Genomic DNA, 21,038 nt, shown 5'->3' with positions numbered 1-21,038 from the left:
CACTTGAGCTCCGCCCTACAGCTAAGTACTAGTCGTGCACGTACTCCACTACTTCAAGGCCGTAACCTGAAAGTGCGTGATATTTAATTGGCTTACTAAGAAGACGCATTTTGTGTACGCCCATTGATGCTAGAATTTGACTGCCTACACCAATAGTGCGTGACGATCCCTGCCAGTCAGCGCCAGTCGGTCGCTCGCCTCGGTCTTCTGCGGCAAAGCGGCGTACCTGACTTTCAATATGCTCTTCTTTACCTAATAGCACCAATACGCCACCGTCTTCTGAAATTTTGCGCATGCCATCGGCAAGCGTCATCGAGCGATGAATACCGCGGGTAGACCCAAGAAGATCACTAAACGTATTGTGAAGGTGTACACGTACAAGTGTCGGCTCATCTTCTTTAATTTCGCCTTTTTTAAGTGCGAAATGAAGTTGGTTGTCGATGCTGTCTTTAAACGTGTGAAGCTCGAAGTCACCATACTCGGTTGGCATATTGCATTGAGCGACCTTTTGAATGGTGGTTTCGTTGAGATTGCGATATTCAATTAAATCAGCAATGGTGCCGATTTTAAGATTATGTTTTTCAGCAAACTTTTCTAGTTCTGGACGACGGGCCATCGTGCCGTCTTCATTGAGGATTTCTACAATAACCCCAGCAGGCTCTAACCCTGCCAAACGCGGTAAATCTACACCGGCTTCAGTGTGACCTGCGCGGTTTAACACGCCACCGTCTTTAGCTATTAGCGGAAAAATATGACCCGGCTGTACAATGTCTGTCGCTTTCGCGTCTTTCGCTACAGCAGCTTTAATGGTTGTTGCGCGATCTGCCGCCGAAATACCTGTGGTCACGCCGGTTGCCGCTTCAATAGACACAGTGAAGTTGGTAGAAAACTGTGCTTCGTTTTTATCCACCATAAGCGGAAGATTCAGGGTGCGACAGCGCTCTTGCGTCATTGGTAAACACACTAAACCGCGAGCGTGGGTTACCATAAAGTTAATGGCTTCAGGCGTCACATGCTCTGCCGCCATTATCAAATCGCCTTCATTTTCCCTGTCTTCGTCATCCATCAAGATAACCATTTTACCTTGGCGAATGTCTTCAATAATTTCTTGTGTAGTGTTAAATGCCATGTTGTGTGCTTCTTGTAGGGTTATTTTCTTAAAAATCCGTTCTCGGCAAGAAATGCCATGTCAATGCCTTTGCTTTTTGGCTCGGCGGCTTTGTCGCCCAGCATCAATCGCTCTAAATAGCGCGCAATAACATCAACCTCTAGGTTCACCGCTGTGCCCACTTTATAGCTCCCCATAATGGTTTCTTGCAACGTATGAGGAATGATCCAAAGCATAAATTCTGCACCGTTAACTTCATTAACTGTCAAGCTGATACCATCAACGGTGATACTGCCTTTATGCGCAATATATTTAGCCAAGGCTTCTGGCGCTTTTACCCAGAACTCTACGTAGTCTGAGTGCTTAATAATTTGTGTAACTTCGCCTACACCATCAACGTGACCGGAAACGATATGACCACCTAAACGGTCGCTTGGACGCATCGCTTTCTCAAGATTCACCGTAGAGCCTGCGCTGTAATGTGCAAAGCCCGTTAATTTGATGGTCTCTGCCGACACATCTGCACAATAATAATCGGGGCCCATATCAGTAACTGTTAAGCAAACACCATTGGTCGCAATACTGTCGCCGAGTGCGACATCAGACATATCAAGCGTAGGCGATGAAACGGTAAGTCGAATATCGTTGCCACGGTTATCAAGCTTCTTAATTGTACCTAGCGCTTGAATAATTCCAGTAAACATAAAGTTCCTCTTTAATCGCGTTAACCACGGGTGTTGCTAACATCAGGACGGAAGATAAGCTTAATATCGTTACCCACTTGACGATTTTCAATAAGCGAAAGCGAAATACATTCATTTAGCGACGTGAACGCGGGTAAATTAACCATACTGACTCCCTTATCACCTAAAAGCTTAGGCGCTTGGTAGCAAATAAGTTCATCCACCAGCCCTTCTTGCAATAATGCACCGGCAAGGCCTGGGCCTGCTTCCACCCACACTTCATTATATTGCTTATCGCCTAGTGCTGACATAAGTGAATGTAAATTGAGTTTACCGCCTTTTTCATCTACCGAAAGATAGTGCTGTGTTGCCGTATCTGGGTGGGCTTGCGATGTAGCAGTTAAGGTTAGGTTGCCGTCATTAAACAATGCGTAGCCTCGACTAAGCGCGCTTTTGCCATCGATAACAACACGGGCAGGTTGACGAATGTGTTCCAGAGGATAATTAGTGAACTGTGCTTCTTGTTCTCTAACCAACAAACTAGGGTTATCGGCTTTCACCGTACCTGAGCCTGTGAGCACCACGCAACTTTGTGCACGATACTGTTGCACATCCCGTCTTGCCTCTGCTCCAGTAATCCACTGACTCACCCCATTTTGAAGGGCTATTTTTCCATCTAGGCTAATGCCTAATTTCACGCGAACAAAGGGCTTACCGGTAAGCATGCGTTTAATAAACCCAGGGTTTAGCGCTGCGGCCTCAGCAGCCATCACTTCGCTTACCACTTCAATGCCTGCTTCCTGCAGAATGCTAATACCGTTACCGCATACGTTTGGATTCGGGTCGGTCATAGCAATAACAACACGCGCTACCTTTGCTTCTACCAAGGCAACAGCGCAAGGCGGTGTGCGACCAAAATGACTACAAGGTTCAAGTGTAACGTATGCCGTCGCGCCCTTTGCGCCCTGCGGACGTGCGTTAGATGCTTGTCTTAATGCATGCACTTCGGCATGGGGTGTGCCAGCTTGAATGTGATATCCCTGACCAAGCAATTGATTGTTTTCGTCAACAATTACACAGCCTACGCGAGGGTTAGGAGAAGTGGTAAAACGCCCTTGTTGGGCAAGCTGAATGGCTTTTGCCATCCAAAAATAATCGTTTTTAACCGTATCGTGGTTCACTTGGATTCCTGTTGTAGCCCTAAGTGCCTGACGCTTGAGAGGTCGCCGACTTAATCTCCTAATCGCGCAATCTCTTCTCCGAATTCACGAATATCTTCGAAAGAGCGATAAACGGAGGCGAACCGGACATAAGCAACTTTATCGAGTTCTTTGAGGGCTTTCATAATTAGGTTGCCGAGCAATTCACTGCTCACTTCGCGTTCACCGGTTGCGCGCAACTGTGACTTAAGTGAGAGGATACATTGTTCAACTTTTTCTGTGCTCACAGGGCGCTTTTCGAGTGCGCGTTGCAAGCCTGCACGAAGTTTATCTTCGTTAAACGGTTCACGAGAACCATCGCGTTTAATAACGCGAGGCATCACGAGTTCGGCACTTTCAAAGGTCGTGAAGCGCTCGTGACACACCATACATTCACGGCGTCTACGCACCTGTTGCCCTTCTGCAACCAAACGAGAATCAATGACTTTTGTTTCTTGTTCTGAACAAAACGGGCAAAACATGAATAATCCTTAAATATTGCGTACTTAGGTATCTAAATTGAACCTAGACTAGTTAGTCCAGCATTAGTACCAAAGTACGCAATAAAACACAAACCTATTTATTTATAAACAGGGAATTGTGCGCAAAGTGCAACCACTTCGTCTTGAACACGTTTGATAACAGACTCATCGCCCATGTTATCTAGAATGTCGCAAATCCATGTTGCAACTTGCTTAGCTTGTTCTTCTTTGAAACCACGGCGAGTAATCGCTGGGCTACCAATACGAAGACCGCTGGTTACAAACGGTGAACGCGGGTCATTTGGCACTGAGTTTTTGTTTACCGTAATATTTGCGGCACCAAGCGCTGCGTCAGCATCTTTACCCGTGATGTCCTTGTCGATAAGGTCAAGAAGGAACAAGTGGTTGTCAGTACCGCCAGAAACGATGTTATAACCGCGCTCTTGCATTACAGAAACCATAGCTTTCGCATTTGCAACAACCTGCTGCTGATATACTTTAAATTCTGGCTGTAGGGCTTCTTTGAATGCAACCGCTTTAGCTGCGATCACGTGGCAAAGAGGGCCACCTTGGTTGCCTGGGAATACAGAGCTGTTTAGCTTTTTGTAAATCGCTTCATCGCCGCATGAAGAAAGGATTAAACCACTACGTGGGCCAGCAAGGGTTTTATGAGTAGTCGTTGTTACCACGTGAGCGTGAGGAAGCGGGTTTGGATAAACGCCCGCAGCTACAAGACCTGCTACGTGCGCCATATCTACGAGCAAGTAAGCGCCAACGCTATCAGCGATTTCACGGAATTTTGCCCAATCAACAATGCCAGAATACGCAGAGAAACCACCGATAATCATTTTCGGCTTGTGCTCTTTAGCAAGTGCCTCAACCTGAGCGTAATCGATTTCACCGGTTTCTTTGTTCAGACCATACTGTACAGCATTGTAGGTTTTACCAGAGAAGTTTACGTGTGAACCGTGAGTAAGGTGACCACCTTCAGAAAGGCTCATTCCCAATACCGTATCGCCTGCGTCAAGTAGTGCCATGAATACGGCAGAGTTAGCTTGTGAACCAGCGTGCGGTTGAACGTTCGCGTAGTCTGCACCAAATAGTGCTTTTGCACGATCGATAGCAAGTTGTTCAACAACGTCTACGTGCTCACAACCACCGTAGTAACGCTTGCCTGGGTAGCCTTCCGCGTACTTGTTAGTAAGCTGCGAACCCTGTGCTTCCATTACACGTGGGCTACAGTAGTTCTCAGAGGCAATTAGCTCTATGTGATGTTCTTGACGCTCAACCTCTTTAGACATTGCATCGGCTAATTCAGGATCGAAGTCGGCTATATTCATTTCGCGAGAAAACATGGGGGCTCCTTAACTGCGGTTTTTATATGGCGTTACGCACTGATTGCTCAAATTCGAGCCATATTCTAGTCATTTTCGGGGGCTTGTATACCGCTTTGTGACCAAATTAATATAAATGGCGCAGGTTTAACGAAATACCTGCGCCAGCGCGAGATCAGACCTGTTTTTCCAGGGCTTTAACACGGTCAAATAAACTACCAATTTTGGCAAGGCGAACCGTATTTTTGCGCCAGTCACGGTTGGTTTGTGCTGGCTGGCCAGAAGAATAAACACCCGGTTCAGTGATATCTTGTACAATCATGGTATAGCCAGTCACCTGAACATTATCGCAAATGCTAATATGGCCATTAATGCCCACTCCACCACCGATAATAACGTGCTTGCCGATATGACAGCTACCAGCAATACCTGTAGCGCCGCAAATACAAGAGTGATCACCAATAATACAGTTGTGGCCAATTTGTACTTGGTTATCGATAATAACGTTAGTGCCTAAAATCGTATCTTCCATGGCGCCGCGGTCAATGCTGCTGCTTGCGCCAATCTGACTGTCGTCACCAATGCGAACCGACCCTGTTTGTGGAATAGGGATCCAAACGCCTTTATCGTTTGCGTAACCAAAGCCTGCCGCACCAATAACTGTTTGGCTATGAATTGTCACGCGCTTACCAATCACAACGTCATGATAGATAGTTACGTTCGGGTGAATGGTACAGCCTTCACCAATATGGGTACCTCTACGAATAACCGTATTCGCGCCTACAGTAACTCTATCGCCTAAAACCACGTTCTCTTCAATGATTACATTGTGGCCTAGCGATACATCACTGCCGATGCGGGCAGATGGCGCAATAACCGCTGTCTCAGCAATACCTGTCGCTACCGCTGGAGTAGTATCAAACAACTGAGCGATAAGGGCGAACGCTGCATGAGGGTTTGCCACAACCAACGCTGGAACTGGGCTATCATCTTTTAAGTTTTTGTGCAGAATTACCGCACCAGCCTGAGTATCTTTTAACTGCGGCTTGTATTTAGGATTTGTTAGAAACGAAATTTGGTGCGATGCTGCACCGGATAACGTACCTACTGCAGAGATAGTAATGTTTCCATCGCCCTGCACTTCCCCACTTACATGTTTGGCAAGCTCTTCCAGACTGTATGTGCGTTTACTCATAGCGGTCATCATAATTACCTGTTCAGAGATATGAATAGTGTTGAGTCTATCGCTTTGGGTTCTTTATTGCTGTTTGCTAGCTCACCCTAAAGCCCATGTTTACTCATGCTTATAAAAACAAGTTTACCTTAAATCAACTCGCCAACCGATGCATAAATCGATCTTTTTGGCATGAGTGATTAAAATATCGCCAAGCACAAATACACTAAGCGTAAGTAACTGGCACAAACTACCCTGTTACGAGTAGAATAGACCACAATCACTTTTTTATTTTTCACCGCTTATTCAGCGAGGATAGAGCATGGCGCAATACGTTTACAGTATGCATCGCGTGGGCAAAATCGTCCCACCTAATAGACACATTCTAAAAAATATCTCACTTAGCTTTTTCCCAGGCGCCAAAATTGGTGTGCTAGGTCTAAACGGTGCAGGTAAATCTACCTTACTTCGCATTATGGCCGGCGTAGATACCGACATCGAAGGTGAAGCGCGTCCTCAACCGGGCTTAAAAGTGGGCTACCTTCCACAAGAGCCTCAGCTTGATGAAACAAAAGATGTTCGCGGCAATATAGAAGAAGCCGTCGCCGACGTTAAACACGCATTAACTCGCCTAGATGAAGTATATGCAGCTTATGCAGAAGCAGACGCTGATTTTGACGCCCTTGCTAAAGAGCAGGGCGAGTTAGAAGCTATTATTCAAGCCAAAGATGGCCACAACTTAGAAAATGCATTAGAGCGTGCTGCTGATGCCCTTCGCCTTCCAGCGTGGGATGCGGACGTTAGCAAACTATCTGGTGGTGAACGCCGCCGTGTAGCGCTGTGCCGCCTACTTCTAGAAAAGCCTGAAATGTTGCTTCTAGACGAACCCACTAACCACTTAGACGCAGAATCAGTCGCATGGCTAGAGCGTTTCCTTCACGATTATGAAGGTACGGTAGTCGCTATTACCCACGATAGATACTTCCTTGATAACGTTGCAGGTTGGATTTTAGAACTTGACCGTGGTGAAGGTATTCCGTGGGAAGGTAACTACTCTTCTTGGTTGGAGCAAAAAGAAAACCGACTTGAGCAAGAAGAGCGTACCGAAACGGCACGTATGAAGAGCATGAAACAGGAACTTGAGTGGGTACGCTCAAACCCGAAAGGTCGTCATGCTAAAAGTAAAGCTCGTATGGCCCGCTTTGAAGAACTATCTACCAGCGATTACCAAAAGCGTAATGAAACCAATGAGCTTTTCATTCCACCAGGTGAACGCTTAGGTGACAAGGTTATTGAAGTAAGCAACCTTAAAAAGTCGTATGGCGATCGCGTACTTATCGACGACTTAACGTTTAAAGTACCAAAGGGTGCCATTGTAGGTATCGTAGGCCCTAACGGCGCGGGTAAATCAACCTTGTTCAGAATGCTTACCGGTGCTGAGCAACCTGATTCAGGCACCATCGATTTAGGTGAAACCGTTCAAATTGCTGCGGTAGAACAGTTCCGCGACCACATGAACGAAAACAACACCGTGTGGAAAGAAATTTCTGACGAACAAGACATTATTCGCATTGGTAACTTTGAAATTAACAGCCGCGCCTACTGCAGCCGTTTTAACTTTAAAGGCACCGACCAGCAGAAGTTCATCAAAGACTTGTCAGGTGGTGAGCGTAACCGTGTTCACCTTGCGAAACTGCTTAAAGCAGGCGGTAACGTATTGCTACTGGATGAGCCAACCAACGACCTAGACGTAGAAACACTTCGCGCTTTGGAAAACGCGTTGTTGGAGTTCCCAGGCTGTGCCATGGTTATCTCGCACGACCGTTGGTTCCTAGACCGTGTAGCAACACACATTATGGATTACCGCGATGAAGGTAACATCAACTTCTTCGAAGGTAACTACTCAGACTACGAAAGCTGGTTGAAGCAAGAATTTGGACAAGATGTGGTTGAACCGCACCGCCTTAAATATAAGCGTATGTCTAAATAACACAAATTCAGAGATGTAAGATCTGTACCTCTGCTTTACGCCTAAAGCCGCTATCGCTGATAGCGGCTTTTTTATTTGTTCGCTTTTCATTGCGAACCCACGCAAATTAGCCAATACTAATACCAGTCCGCATAGGTCATTACCCACTCAGTGGGCAATTATCTACGCGGACTGATATAACAGCGTTAATGATAACTGGGTATTTGAAAAATGACGGATAAGCGCCAATTTCAACGGGTGTCACTGAATGTAAATGGCACACTGGCACACAATGACGTTAGTATTGATGTGGTAGTCAGCGACGTATCGCTTCAAGGCATTAAACTTCAAGCTACCGAAACGGCGTTGTCACACTTACCTTTTGACAGTCACGACCCTTACACTGCTACCTTCCAAGCAAATGAAGACAGTCCTGTAATAACCCTTTCTATTTCGCAGTTGTATCGTCATGCCGACAGTAGAAAAGAACGGGTTTCATTAGGCTGTAAAGTTGAGCGAATGGATGTAGACAGCATTAGCGCCCTTCGTCGTTTAATTACTTTAAACAGCGACGACGCCAGTATTGAAGAGAAAGACCTGAATGCATTAGTTGATGCGGTTTATCAGGCGCCACATTAACCTTTAAAAAACGCGTTTCACTCGTTTAATGCAGGAAAGGCCCATTTAATAGGCCTTTCAATTTAACAGGCACCGTCAACACTTTACTTAAATGTTCAGCCTTTCGCATTACTCAAGCGCGTCTAACGCCTCAGATAAGCGCGCTACCGGCACCACTTTCATACCATTAATGGCTTGCTTAGGCGCATTGGCTTTTGGCACGATCGCCCGCTTAAAACCATGTTTCGCTGCTTCGATAATGCGTTCCGTTCCGTTAGGAACCGGGCGAATCTCGCCGGCTAGCCCGACTTCGCCGAATACAATTAAATCTCTGGGCAGCGAGCGATTTCTAAAGCTTGAAATCATGGCCAATAATAAGGCTAAGTCTGCACTGGTCTCTGATACTCTTACACCACCTACCACGTTGACAAAAACGTCTTGATCGTTCATTTGCACATTGCCATGGCGATGCAAAACCGCGAGCAGCATCGACAAACGGTTCTGATCCAACCCTACAGCGATTCGCCTTGGGTTCGACATCTGCGAATAGTCTACCAACGCCTGTATTTCTACAAGTAACGGGCGGGTGCCCTCCCAGATAACCATAACGCTAGACCCTGGCGTTTCATTGTCACCTCGACTTAAGAATATGGCCGATGGGTTGCTTACCTCTTTAAGGCCTTTTTCTGTCATGGCAAACACGCCGAGCTCATTTACCGCACCAAAGCGGTTTTTATGACTTCGAAGCGTACGGTAGCGACCATCACTTTCTCCTTCCAGCATCATAGAGCTGTCGATACAGTGCTCAAGAACTTTCGGACCCGCCAAGTTACCGTCTTTTGTTACATGGCCAACAATGAACATAGCAATATGATTTTGCTTGGCAAAGCGCGTTAAATACGCCGCGCTTTCTCGTACTTGCGACACACTGCCTGGCGCAGACTGAACGTCTGACACATGCATCACCTGAATAGAGTCGATAACCATAATTTTAGGCTTTTTCGTAAGGGCTAAATCGCAGATAGTTTCCACGTTTGTTTCGGCTAACATCATCAGCTTGTCGTCAGGTAGATTTAAGCGCTTTGCTCGCATGGCGACTTGCTGAAGCGACTCTTCCCCCGTGACATAAAGCGCGGTTTCACTTTTTGCCATCTGACACATTACTTGAAGCAGAAGCGTACTCTTGCCTGCACCTGGCGAGCCACCAATTAACATAGCTGCCCCAGGGACTATCCCGCCCCCTAACACTCTATCTAGCTCTTTAAATGTTGACGAGAATCGCGGTAGTGATTCGAGATCTATTGCATTTAATGTCTCAATTTTGGCAGCGGTTTGCCCTGCATAGCCTGACGTGGTTTGGCGTGCGACACTTTTGGCACTTGCAACCACAAACTCACTTATCGTATTCCACGCTTTACACTCCGAACATTGACCTTGCCAGCGAGGGAACTCTGCACCGCAGTCAGAACACACATAAGCAGTTTTACGTTTTGCCATATTCCAGTTTTATCCATTGCTTAAAAAGAGTATTCTAACACTTAACAACGGTGAAATAAGCACAAACCTAAGGTCAGTTCTCCTCCAGTAAAACTGGTACAAAAGTATAACGACTTTACGGGTTAATGAGTTTTGCTGATTTGCCGATAACAACTAAAATAATGATACTAAACAACAAAGTTGCGCATTCATGAGTCAAGATTTAAAGCAATATGCTGATATTATTGAACAGCTAAAGCCCATGGTTAATGAGCCTGAGTTTAACCAGGTATTGCTTCAAACTGCATCTGATGTGCCGAAAGAAAAGCGCTTCCTCATCAAAATGGAAGTGAAACGCCTAGCCAAACCCTGTATGCGCACCATAGACTTGCGTGGTCATGTTGACGGAAAGTGCAATAAATATGTACACGAAGGACGTAGCCATTACATGGATGACGTCGCTGTTGACAAGTTTGAAGAGCAGTTGAGGGTATTTGGCCGATATACTTACGGTGTTTACGAAGCGGTACAAAACACCGAAAACAACTTTCGCTTAATGCGCGAAAAAGAACTCGCACAAGAACGCGCTGATAAAGAAAATCCTGAACTCAAAAAGCGCTCGGCAGTATTGGAGCAGTTTAAAGTTCCTACCGTAAACCTGCTTGATTACAGACAGCGCAACACTGAACGCATGAACTTCGCTGTGGCTGTAGAGTTATTTAATAGCGCCAATCAATCAATGCGCGGTTTGAGTGTTGATATATCTCTTGAAGGCTTGCAGGTAAAACTCTCTAAAGACGCGTTTTTCAAAAAAGGAGAAACGCTGTTTATATTCTTTAGGGGCTTAGAGAATGAATTTGCCATGGACAAAAAGAATGGCATTGCATATAAGCTCGTAAAGATAATAACTAAAAACGATGTTAACTATCTTGCCTTGCAACGAGATAAAGAAAAGCCAAGCCCCGCATTCGACAAATTCTTAGAAAGCTTTATACACGGCAATAAACGCCGATATAAAGTTAATATGAGCAATACGATTGAGGCGATTACCAGTAAAATTTGTGAGCAGTACTTTTCGCCGCGTAGCCCCACGCTGCCGGTGTATATAGACGTCATTAATAAAACGCTGGTTCCCCGGTTTGCTATGGTTAACGAAGTGAACCGCGAAACCGTACAGTATTGGCAAGACGAAGACGATAACTGTCGATTGAACTTCTTACTCACCCAGGAAAGGCTTATGCGCTTATTGCAGAAGTCAGAAGAAGTAAGAGAGATTTTCGTATTTAGTTTTACTCATTTGCAGAACGACAAGGTCTACTTTTACTCAGCGTCTTACGAGGAACTCTTGCAAAAAGACGTACTAACCCGAGTATTTTTAGGGTTTGGCTCTAAAAAAGCGAGTTGGCGTGTATTTAAAATAACCTTAACAGAGGTTGACCCTGAGCAGGCCCATATTCCGCTTTCCATTCCGGATTCTGTCGGTAATAAAGTTAAAAAACTGAACACTCCGCCATCGGCTCGACTAATGTCAAAGCTGAAAAACCTGCGATTCTTGGCACACGTAACCGATGTAACCTCAGTAACAGGGCAAGAGACCTACAACGAGTTTAAGTTTAATCGAGAAAACCTCTCTCATCTGCGAAATTTTGGGCATCCGCGCAATCGCGCTCCTTCGAATGTTCAGGTTGTCAGGTTTAAATATGAAGAGCAACGCATTGAAAGTCGCTATCAGCTGAGAACCCAAATTGAAGCTCGCTTCAATAATGAAGAACTGGTGCACAAAGGGATCAGCGAAGATATTTCGGTGCATGGACTTGGACTTCGTATAGAGTTGAGCAAAGAATATAAAGGTAATTTAGAGGGCAAAGTAGAAGTCGCTTTCCCTCGTCTGCAAGAAATTGCCAGTTCCTTTGATGTCATGCATTTGCAATACGAAATCATTTATCACAATGTCGACAAGAACATTCTTCATTTAAAAACTATGCCGGGCGACGAAGGCAAAAGTGCTAGAAACTTCTTTGAAGAACTGATTAAAAAGAACAAAGGCAGCCTTAAAGTAGAGAACGACGAAGAAGAAGTACCAGGCATGGGACAGGCGCTTCGATGTATTAATGCGCGAAACGCTACTTCCCTATCCTTCTTAATGAGTAAGGAAGGTGTTCGCTACACTCCACAGGCTTGTATTGTTGGAAAGCAGGACGAACGCATAACCACCCTAACCACGCAATACGCCGAACGTGGGCAAGTGAATTTAGAGTTTCTCTTTAGAGACAGAAAACAAGATATACCTTTTGTACAAAGTGGCATTAAGGCCGTTAAGCTTGAAAATATGCCGTTGCGACAGGAATTATTTATCTCATTCGATGCATCACAAAAAGAGCCGCGAATGGCGATCATTCCTCGCTATTCCGATAAATTCGAAAATAACGAGCAGCGCCGAGCATTTATTAGAGAAGCTATGGTTCGCGGCCAGTTCGTGGCTATTCATGTCATGCTAACCACAACCGGCAAGCCAGACATGACTATGCTGCAAACGGAAATCAATTATGTCACCATGTACGCCATGCACCGGGCCCGTGAGCTAGAGAAGAAAATGTGGAGTATTGCAGCGTGCTCTCACCTGGTCGATGTCACAGATGAAGTACTTATAAGATACGGCTTTACAGTGGAAGACATCACGGCCAATAAAACGTTAAAAAGTGCGGTTCAACCTAAGGCCATTGCGCGCAACGCGTAGTGAAATCGCAAAGCCTATCAATTTAAATGAGCCCGTAGGTTAAAACCCATCACGGGAGAATTTTAATCACAAGATTTTGGAAACTTGTGGCTGGTGAAAGGTAATCGATAAAGTGTGAAGCGCTAGTTTTATTGCCCCAAAACTAGCACTTGTATTACAGACTCTCGTTAACTACTTGTCTAGAAAATACAGAAGGCTATGTAAACTGCCAATGCGGATTGCCACATCCGCCTTTTCATTAACCAGTGGCTTACCGTGACACGCCACGCCTAGCGCTGATTCAGCCATCATTACCAAATCGTTAGCTCCATCACCCATAGCAACGGTTTGTTTGGCTGAAATTTGCCACTTCTCGGCAAGGGCGTTTACGGTTCGCGCCTTAACGTCTGCATTGACAATTTCACCCTCTACTTTTCCAGTCAGCTGCTCGTCTTTCACCGCAAGCGTGTTAGAAATGGCAAAATCGAGTCCAAGCCTTGCTTTTAGGTGGTCAGCGAAAAAGGTGAACCCACCTGAGGCGATCGCTAATTTCCAATTGTACTGTTTCAAGTGAGTGAGCAAGGCTTGAATGCCGGGCATGATAGGTATGCTGTCACGAATTTGATTAAGGTGACTAACTGGCACGCCTTCCAAGCACGCCACCCTATGCGTTAAGCTATCATTAAACGCAATTTCTCCACGCATTGCCTTAGCGGTAACTTCTGACACCTGCTCGCCAACACCCGCCAATTTAGCTATTTCATCGATACATTCAATCGCGATGACAGTGCTATCCATGTCCATGACCAGTAGTCCTGGCTCAGACAATGAGGGGCGAGAGCCCTGCAAACCAACATCAACATTATATGCCTTGGATACGTCGCCCAGCAGTGGCTTAATCTGCTCAAGCTCAGTGTTTTGCAAAGCACCTCTAATTTCTATTACATCATCCCCCATTTGCTTGTGTAAATGATGGAAAGCAGCGCTAGAAGGAGTAAACACATCGTTGAGTTTAATTAAAACGCTGTGCAGTAGATAAGGTGTTACAGCTTGACCAATAACGGTTAACGTATGTGAATACGCACTGTCGTTGTGACTATTGCTAACTACATGAGACAAAAAAGAAGCTAAATGGATATCGTCATTATCGATATTATTAAGAAGAGTGTCTTTCATAACGCACACAGAAACTGCGGTGATTGGCAAATGGTGCTCTAATGCTAACCAATTAGGCTAACTAATAAAATATCTCCTTTTAAATTATTTCGAATTATCCTACTGTTAGGCAACCCTCGTGACTTTATGGAAAAGCGAATTGGTAGACGGGCTAAGCAAAGCAGCTTCACAAACAAAGAATGACTCGCATTCGTTGTACACAGTTCTAAAGCGATTGTTCCACACAATAGTAGTGAGTGCGGTGTTTGCTTTGATAGTGGTATTGCTTCTGTTATTCCAACAATACCAAAACGACTGGCTTACCGTTCAAACTCGCTTCTCTGGTGAGAGCATAGCAAGGCAGTATGCAAAACTGCTACAACCTGCCTTTATCGCTGACGCACTTTCGAATCAGGAAACTGAGAACAATGTAGATTCCGCGCTATCTGATACTCTCACTCAACGGGAGTATATTGAAAGTGTCGCCTCTATTTTGGTCGACGAGCCACACATTCTTGCCTTGTCTGTGTTTGATAAGGACGGGAGGTATATTGCTCCTTTGCCTCAAATTGCCAGTGTGGTGTCGATGAGTCAGTCGCAAAGTGTAACGCCGCTAACCTATGTTGGCGTTATCACTGACGATAATGAAAATTTACTAGGTTATGTGAATATTCACATGAACACGCAGGCTGTCCTCGAGAGTCCACTGACATTGCGTTACCAGCTTGCTCTTATTGCGTGTATTCTCGTCTTTTTAGCGCTCATGCTAGGTATTTACCTAACCCGGGCCTTTTATAAATCTCGTCCATGGTTTATTCAGGTAATCGAATCAAAAAGAAATAAAGAGAAGCGCTAGATAGCTAGTTTGGAAGTCTATGCTTCACTTCCAGCATCAATATTAAATAGTCGAGTGTAGTTCACTGTGGTGGTGGACACTATTTCTTTATGTGACATGCCATAGCGGTCGCTTATAACATCAACGACATCTGATAAATAACGAGGTTCGTTTGCTTCTCCTTGTCTACCGCACATGGGCATATCAGGGGCATCCGTTTCTAAAAGCAATTTATCAAAATGGTGTTCTAACAAAAAACCAAGGGTGTTTCGTGTTTTTTGAGCACGCTCATAGGTAATCGTACCGCCTACACCTAGGTAAAACCCTCTTTCAATATACCCTTTGGCCGCTTCAATACTTCCTGAAAAAGCATGTACAACGCCTATACCTTGGTATTTGGTTTGCTTCAATACTTCAACTAGCAGATGATGACTTTTTCTGTGATGTAAAATTACGGGTAACGATACTTTATCGGCAAGTTTCAAATGGTTATGTAGCGCTTCCTTTTGAAGCGCTAATGGCACGCTTATATGCCCATCAATACCTGTTTCCCCCAAAGCTTTTACCGAAGGGTGCAAGTTAGCCGTAGCGTCCTCAAGTTGACGAAGACTCTTCTTGAGTGTTTGCTCTGGCTTTTCAAGCTCACTGCCAGTTAAAAAATAAGGATGGAGTCCAAGCGCAGTATCAATAGATAAAAGGCCTTCATAGCGTTCATTGAGCGCTTGTAACGCCTGCCAAGATTCGGGATTAATGCTAGGCGCCATGATGCGGGTAAGCCCTGCTGCTTTGGCACTCTCTAACGCTACTCGAAGATCTTTCTTTTGTGCAAGTAAGTCGAGATGGCAATGACTATCAATCACGGCTTAGATGCCTCCTTGTTACCTATCTCGCCGCACGCTATCTACAAGCTCAATAGTTAAGCGGGCTCACATTCTAGAGAAGTACTTTAGCGGGAACGAAAGGTGAACTTATTCCCTACGGCATAAGGCGCTGTGTTACCCACCCGCCATCTTCAGTTTTGTTGTATTCAAAGCGGTCATGTAGCCTATCTTCTCCACCTTGCCAAAACTCAATTTGATGAGGCACGATCCTGAAACCGCCCCAAAAGTCCGGCACGGGAAGCTCTTTGTTAGCAAACTTATCTTTTAATTGCTTAAACTGGGTCAGTAGTAGCTCCCTGCTGCCAATAGGTTTGCTTTGTTTTGACGCGTACGCTGCTAGCTGACTGTCTTTCGGTCGCGAAAAGAAATAAGCAGCATTCTCAGAAACAGAAAGCTTTTCAACGCTGCCACATACGCGAACCTGACGCTCCATAAAAAACCAGGGAAAGTGGCACGACACTTTAGGGTTTACCGCTAACTCTTGTGCCTTACGGCTGCCTAAGTTAGTGAAAAACACAAAGCCCTTTTCACTGACATCTTTTAACAAAACGATACGCTGAGAGGGTTGGCCGCTGGCATCGACGGTGGCAACCGTCATTGCAGTAGGATCAGGAATTCCGGCGTCTATGGCGTCTTTTAACCATTTATCGAACATGATAAATGGACTTGAAGTAATATCTGACTCACTCAAACTGCCCTTTGAGTACTGCCTGCGCATATCTGAAATTGCCATATACCGCTCCTAAAAAGAAGTTGTTGTGCCTGCTAGAGGTGTTGAAACCGAGTAAATAAACCACCGTGTAAATGCCCACATAAGCGCATCTAACTGGGGTAGTTGTCCACAAGCCATCAGCTACACCACTTGGCGAAAATGCTGACTCACTATCTTTGCTAATATAACGTGCTAATATAACGCCAGTTACAGCTAACTAGCGTTATAAAGATAATATTAGCGTGAACTAGAAGTTACTGTCGTCACCGTAACCTAGAGAGCGCAGAGCACGTTCATCGTCTGCCCAGCCTTGTTTCACTTTCACCCAAAGTTCTAGAAATACTTTGTTGTCGAACAAGTTTTCCATATCTTTACGCGCTTGCTCACCAATGGTTTTCAAATGCTTTCCGCCTTTGCCGATGATCATGCGTTTTTGGGTTTCACGCTCTACCAAAATCAGACCGCTGATACGATAAACACCATTGTCTGCCATTTTGAATTGCTCAATTTCCACAGTAGTAGAGTAAGGCAGTTCATCGCCGGTAAAGCGCATAAGCTTTTCGCGAATGATTTCAGCAGCCATAAAGCGGCTTGAGCGGTCAGTAATGTAATCTTCCGGGAAGAAAAACTCACTTTTAGGTAGCGACTTGGCCACTAACTCTCTAATTTCGTCAACCATTCGGCCCTGTTTAGCACTGATAGGGATCATGTGCTCAAACGGGTGCTTTTCGCCAAGCTTTTTAAGGTGAACCATAAAGTTTTCTTTATCTTCAACCTTATCCATCTTGTTTACGATGAGATAGCAAGGAAGGTTTGCTTGTTTAACCTTACTTAATACCATTTCATCTTCGGCGTTGAATCGATCGCCTTCAACAACGAAAAGCACAAGACCAACCTCAGCCAAAGAGCTTGATGCCGCGCGGTTCATGTAGCGATTAATCGCGCGCTTTTCGTCTTGGTGAAGTCCAGGGGTATCAACGTAAATCGCTTGATAGTCACCATCGGTATCTATACCGAGAATGCGGTGGCGCGTGGTTTGCGGCTTACGCGACGTAATGCTTACTTTTTGACCTAGCAAGCGATTGAGCAAGGTCGATTTACCCACATTAGGGCGACCTACTATGGCAACTAGGCCACAGCGAGTTTGAATATCAGGCATTTCTGGCAAATTCGATTCATCATGCGTTGTCATCAAGCTTCTCCAATGTTAAACGAGCAGCTTCTTGTTCTGCTTTTCGACGGCTATTGCCAGACGCCACTACCGCTTCTGGTAGACTTTCTACCCGACAGCTAACTTCAAAAGTCTGAGCATGATCTTTCCCTGAAATAGACAGCACTTCATAGGTTGGTAGCGCTTGTTTACGACCTTGTAAAAACTCCTGAAGACGAGTTTTGCTGTCTTTAGGGTGGGCATTAGGGTCTAGTTTGTTAATGCGGGTTTCCCATAAACGGTCTATAACGCCTCGTACCTCGTCCATACCGGAATCGAGGTAAATAGCCCCTAAAATAGCTTCAACTGCATCGGCTAAAATCGAACTTCTGCGATGACCACCACTTTTGAGCTCACCGGGCCCTAAGTTAAGTAGTTCACCCACACTGGCTTCCTTTGCAAGTTCTGCCAGTGTGTCTCCTTTAACCAAAGTAGAGCGCATTCGTGTGAGTTTGCCTTCTGGCACAGTTGGGAATCGCTTAAACAACGTTTCCCCAACAATCATGCCTAAAATAGCGTCACCCAGAAATTCTAGTCGCTCATTGTGCTGTTTAGCCGCACTGCGATGAGTAAGTGCTTGTTCCAATAGAGCTTCATTGGTAAATGTGTAGCCTATCGCCTTGTACAGACGACGATATTTATCAATTCCCTGCATTAATGAATGCCACCTGCTCGCTCAAATCGAACACCTGTTGGTACCCAAGTTGGAAGGAAGTCTGACGGACTGCGCTCAAATTCAAATGAAATCCAAATCGCCACCGCTTTGCCAACCAAGTTTGCATCTGGCACAAAACCCCAAAAACGGCTGTCGCGGCTGTTGTCACGGTTATCGCCTAGCACGAAATACTGACCTTCTGGCACAATCCACTCATTGCTGCGCGTTCCAGGCTGGGTATAAAAATTAACCGGCGAAATCTCGCGTACTGGGTGGCGTAAAATGTCGTGCTCTACCGTGCCTAAATCTTCGGTGTAACGCATAAGCTGCGCCATGTCCTGTACAAACTCACCACGCTCTTGGAACGTCAGCGGTACGGCTTTCAATTTAGGACAGTTGTTGCCAGTCTCACACTTCGGTTTGATATAAACCTGTTTATTTTGATAAACCACAGTATCGCCAGGTAAACCGATCACGCGCTTAATGTAGTCTATTGAAGGCTCTTCAGGGTACTTGAAAACCACCACATCACCACGCTCTGGAACGCCAGTTTCAATCAGCTTACTTCTGAAAACCGGGTCTTTCACGCCATAGGCAAACTTTTCAACCAAAATGAAGTCACCCACTAACAGAGTGGGCATCATTGAGCCTGAAGGAATTTGAAATGGTTCATATAAAAACGAACGCAATACCAATACGAAAGCGATTACAGGAAAAATCTGTTGCGAAGTATCAACAAGGTACGGCAGTTGAGGATCTTCTCCATAGCCCGCTCCTTCTGCGGTTGCCGCAGCCTGTAAACGTGCTTTTCGCTTTGGTGCAAACACTAGGCTATCCACTAGCCAAATTAATCCTGTTATTAAGGTGAGTGCCACCAAAATCAAGGAGAAGTAATTCGCCATTATTTGCCCACCTTTAATACTGCAAGGAACGCATCTTGTGGCAATTCAACATTACCCACTTGCTTCATTCGCTTTTTACCTTCTTTCTGCTTTTGAAGTAGTTTCTTCTTACGACTTACGTCACCGCCGTAACACTTCGCGATTACGTTTTTACGTAGCTGTTTAACTGTACTTCTTGCAACAATATGGTTACCGATAGCCGCCTGAATAGCGATATCGAACATTTGTCGTGGAATAAGCTCGCGAAGCTTTTCGACCAGCTCACGACCACGGCCTTGAGAGTTTTCTCTATGTGTAATTACTGCTAACGCGTCTACACGTTCACCGTTAATAAGAATATCAACACGCACCATGTCTGATGTCTGGAAACGCTTAAAGTTGTAATCAAGCGATGCAAAACCACGGCTCGTAGATTTCAAACGGTCGAAGAAATCGAGCACCACTTCTGCCATTGGCAGTTCATAAGTTACCGCCACTTGCTTACCGTGGTATGTCATGTTGGTTTGCATACCGCGCTTTTCAACGCAAAGTGTAATTACGTTGCCTAGATACTCTTGTGGCACAAGAATATTGGCTTCAACCATAGGCTCACGAATTTCAGCGATATCATTTACCGGAGGCAATTTAGCTGGGCTATCTACGGTAAGGGTTTCGCCCTTGGTCGTTTCTACTTCGTATATTACGGTAGGCGCAGTAGTGATAAGACCCAAGTCATATTCACGCTCTAAACGCTCTTGAATGATTTCCATGTGCAGCATGCCAAGGAAACCAATACGGAATCCAAAACCTAGCGCTGCAGAGCTTTCTGGCTCATAGAATAGTGAAGCGTCGTTCAGGCTTAATTTCGCCAGGGCGTCACGGAAATCTTCATAATCGTCTGAGCTTATTGGGAAAATACCGGCATAAACCTGAGGTTTAACCTTTTTAAAGCCCGGTAGCATTGCATCAGCTGGCTCGCGAGCCAAGGTAATGGTGTCGCCCACAGGCGCGCCTTGGATATCTTTAATCCCTGCAATGATAAAGCCTACTTCACCGGCTCTTAATGTGCCTGTATCGAGTGGCTTAGGCGTAAATACACCAATTTTGTCAACCTGATGCGTTTGACCGTTTGACATAATTTGAATTTTGTCTTTCTTGGTCAACTGACCTTCGACAATACGTACCAGTGAAACAACGCCTTGATAGTTGTCAAACCAAGAATCGATAATCAACGCCTTAAGTGGCGCTTCGCGGTCACCTTCTGGCGGCGGAATTTTATTTACAATAACTTCAAGTACATCTTCAATACCGATACCGGTTTTTGCTGAGCAGCGCACAGCGTCCAGCGCATCGATACCAACAATATCTTCAATTTCTTCTGCAACACGGTCTGGTTCAGCCTGAGGCAGGTCGATTTTATTTAGTACAGGCACCACTTCCATATCCATCTCGATGGCGGTATAGCAGTTTGCCAATGTCTGTGCTTCTACGCCCTGACCTGCATCAACAACCAAAAGCGCACCTTCACAGGCAGCAAGAGAACGAGATACTTCATAGGTAAAGTCAACGTGTCCGGGAGTGTCGATGAAGTTAAGCTGATAAGTTTCACCGTCGCGCGCTTCGTAGTTCAGCGTTACGCTTTGCGCTTTGATAGTAATACCGCGCTCTTTTTCCAGGTCCATTGAGTCGAGAACCTGTTCAGCCATTTCACGGTCTGTTAGCCCTCCACAATGCTGGATTAGACGGTCTGACAGCGTAGACTTACCGTGGTCGATGTGGGCGATAATACTGAAGTTACGAATGTGCGATTGTTGCATAATGCTGGAAATTACCTGCAGAAAAATTCATTAAACAAAAAATGCTGCTTGCCTTGCTTAAAGGGTTATACGCAGCGCGTGCGGATTTTACCCATTTCTTGCGCGAAAAGCGAATTGGCGTGGTGGAAAATTT

The 21,038-nt window shown here is 45.3% G+C and carries 18 protein-coding genes; 4 read left to right on the top strand and 14 right to left on the bottom strand.

Annotated features, from left to right (window positions below; genetic code table 11):
- Window positions 1–28: 28 nt before the first annotated feature.
- The 6 genes from ribBA to lpxD all read right to left on the bottom strand — a co-directional run bounded on the left by ribBA (window position 29) and on the right by lpxD (window position 6,010).
- A complete protein-coding gene (ribBA, locus tag NO989_RS12875; protein WP_014950089.1) occupies window positions 29–1,129 on the bottom strand; it encodes a bifunctional 3,4-dihydroxy-2-butanone-4-phosphate synthase/GTP cyclohydrolase II in 1,101 nt (366 codons plus the stop codon).
- Window positions 1,130–1,149: 20 nt separating this feature from the next.
- Window positions 1,150–1,812 carry a riboflavin synthase gene (locus tag NO989_RS12870; RefSeq protein WP_014950090.1) on the bottom strand — a complete coding sequence of 221 codons (663 nt, stop codon included), beginning with the start codon at window positions 1,810–1,812 and terminating at the stop codon, window positions 1,150–1,152.
- A gap of 20 nt (window positions 1,813–1,832) precedes the next feature.
- Window positions 1,833–2,972 (bottom strand): bifunctional diaminohydroxyphosphoribosylaminopyrimidine deaminase/5-amino-6-(5-phosphoribosylamino)uracil reductase RibD, encoded by a 1,140-nt coding sequence (ribD, locus tag NO989_RS12865; protein ID WP_318488071.1) that lies wholly within the window; start codon window positions 2,970–2,972, stop codon window positions 1,833–1,835.
- Window positions 2,973–3,022: 50 nt separating this feature from the next.
- Window positions 3,023–3,472: a transcriptional regulator NrdR gene (gene nrdR, locus NO989_RS12860; protein ID WP_012517538.1), complete on the bottom strand. Its 450-nt coding sequence runs from the start codon at window positions 3,470–3,472 to the stop codon at window positions 3,023–3,025.
- A gap of 98 nt (window positions 3,473–3,570) precedes the next feature.
- Complete coding sequence (gene glyA / locus NO989_RS12855; RefSeq protein WP_014950092.1) at window positions 3,571–4,827, bottom strand: serine hydroxymethyltransferase; 1,257 nt, start codon at window positions 4,825–4,827, stop codon at window positions 3,571–3,573.
- 154 nt (window positions 4,828–4,981) lie between these two features.
- Window positions 4,982–6,010: a UDP-3-O-(3-hydroxymyristoyl)glucosamine N-acyltransferase gene (gene lpxD, locus NO989_RS12850; RefSeq protein ID WP_014950093.1), complete on the bottom strand. Its 1,029-nt coding sequence runs from the start codon at window positions 6,008–6,010 to the stop codon at window positions 4,982–4,984.
- A gap of 292 nt (window positions 6,011–6,302) precedes the next feature.
- On the opposite strand from lpxD, the gene ettA reads away from it, so the two are divergent.
- A complete protein-coding gene (gene ettA, locus NO989_RS12845) occupies window positions 6,303–7,970 on the top strand; it encodes an energy-dependent translational throttle protein EttA (protein WP_014950094.1) in 1,668 nt (555 codons plus the stop codon).
- Window positions 7,971–8,180: 210 nt separating this feature from the next.
- Complete coding sequence (locus NO989_RS12840; RefSeq protein ID WP_014950095.1) at window positions 8,181–8,588, top strand: PilZ domain-containing protein; 408 nt, start codon at window positions 8,181–8,183, stop codon at window positions 8,586–8,588.
- Between the two features lie 108 nt (window positions 8,589–8,696).
- Here NO989_RS12840 and radA read toward each other — a convergent pair whose 3' ends face one another.
- A complete protein-coding gene (gene radA / locus NO989_RS12835) occupies window positions 8,697–10,064 on the bottom strand; it encodes a DNA repair protein RadA (protein WP_014950096.1) in 1,368 nt (455 codons plus the stop codon).
- 190 nt (window positions 10,065–10,254) lie between these two features.
- Between radA and NO989_RS12830 the strand changes: the two genes are divergently transcribed.
- Window positions 10,255–12,780, top strand: a complete 2,526-nt coding sequence (locus tag NO989_RS12830; RefSeq protein ID WP_014950097.1) for a PilZ domain-containing protein — start codon at window positions 10,255–10,257, stop codon at window positions 12,778–12,780.
- Between the two features lie 171 nt (window positions 12,781–12,951).
- Here NO989_RS12830 and serB read toward each other — a convergent pair whose 3' ends face one another.
- Window positions 12,952–13,935, bottom strand: coding sequence for a phosphoserine phosphatase SerB (serB, locus tag NO989_RS12825; protein ID WP_318488072.1), 984 nt, complete (start codon window positions 13,933–13,935; stop codon window positions 12,952–12,954).
- 118 nt (window positions 13,936–14,053) lie between these two features.
- On the opposite strand from serB, the gene NO989_RS12820 reads away from it, so the two are divergent.
- Window positions 14,054–14,770: a hypothetical protein gene (locus NO989_RS12820; RefSeq protein ID WP_014950099.1), complete on the top strand. Its 717-nt coding sequence runs from the start codon at window positions 14,054–14,056 to the stop codon at window positions 14,768–14,770.
- Between the two features lie 17 nt (window positions 14,771–14,787).
- On the opposite strand, the gene NO989_RS12815 is transcribed toward NO989_RS12820, so the two are convergent.
- The 6 genes from NO989_RS12815 to lepA all read right to left on the bottom strand — a co-directional run bounded on the left by NO989_RS12815 (window position 14,788) and on the right by lepA (window position 20,905).
- Entirely contained in the window at window positions 14,788–15,609 is an 822-nt protein-coding gene (locus NO989_RS12815) for a TatD family hydrolase (RefSeq protein ID WP_318488074.1), read from the bottom strand.
- Between the two features lie 115 nt (window positions 15,610–15,724).
- Complete coding sequence (gene pdxH, locus NO989_RS12810) at window positions 15,725–16,363, bottom strand: pyridoxamine 5'-phosphate oxidase (protein ID WP_283626536.1); 639 nt, start codon at window positions 16,361–16,363, stop codon at window positions 15,725–15,727.
- 226 nt (window positions 16,364–16,589) lie between these two features.
- On the bottom strand, window positions 16,590–17,501 hold the full coding sequence (gene era / locus NO989_RS12805) for a GTPase Era (RefSeq protein ID WP_014950102.1): 912 nt from the start codon (window positions 17,499–17,501) through the stop codon (window positions 16,590–16,592).
- 19 nt (window positions 17,502–17,520) lie between these two features.
- Complete coding sequence (gene rnc / locus NO989_RS12800; RefSeq protein ID WP_318488075.1) at window positions 17,521–18,207, bottom strand: ribonuclease III; 687 nt, start codon at window positions 18,205–18,207, stop codon at window positions 17,521–17,523.
- Window positions 18,207–19,109, bottom strand: a complete 903-nt coding sequence (gene lepB / locus NO989_RS12795) for a signal peptidase I (RefSeq protein ID WP_014950104.1) — start codon at window positions 19,107–19,109, stop codon at window positions 18,207–18,209. Before lepB ends, rnc begins: the two co-directional genes overlap by 1 nt.
- Window positions 19,109–20,905 carry a translation elongation factor 4 gene (lepA, locus tag NO989_RS12790; RefSeq protein ID WP_014950105.1) on the bottom strand — a complete coding sequence of 599 codons (1,797 nt, stop codon included), beginning with the start codon at window positions 20,903–20,905 and terminating at the stop codon, window positions 19,109–19,111. The genes lepB and lepA overlap by 1 nt, the downstream gene beginning before the upstream one ends.
- Between the last annotated feature and the right edge of the window lie 133 nt (window positions 20,906–21,038).

This window comes from Alteromonas sp. DY56-G5 (assembly GCF_041414725.1).
GTDB lineage: Bacteria > Pseudomonadota > Gammaproteobacteria > Enterobacterales > Alteromonadaceae > Alteromonas > Alteromonas macleodii.
This window is presented reverse-complemented; position numbering and strand designations above follow the sequence as displayed.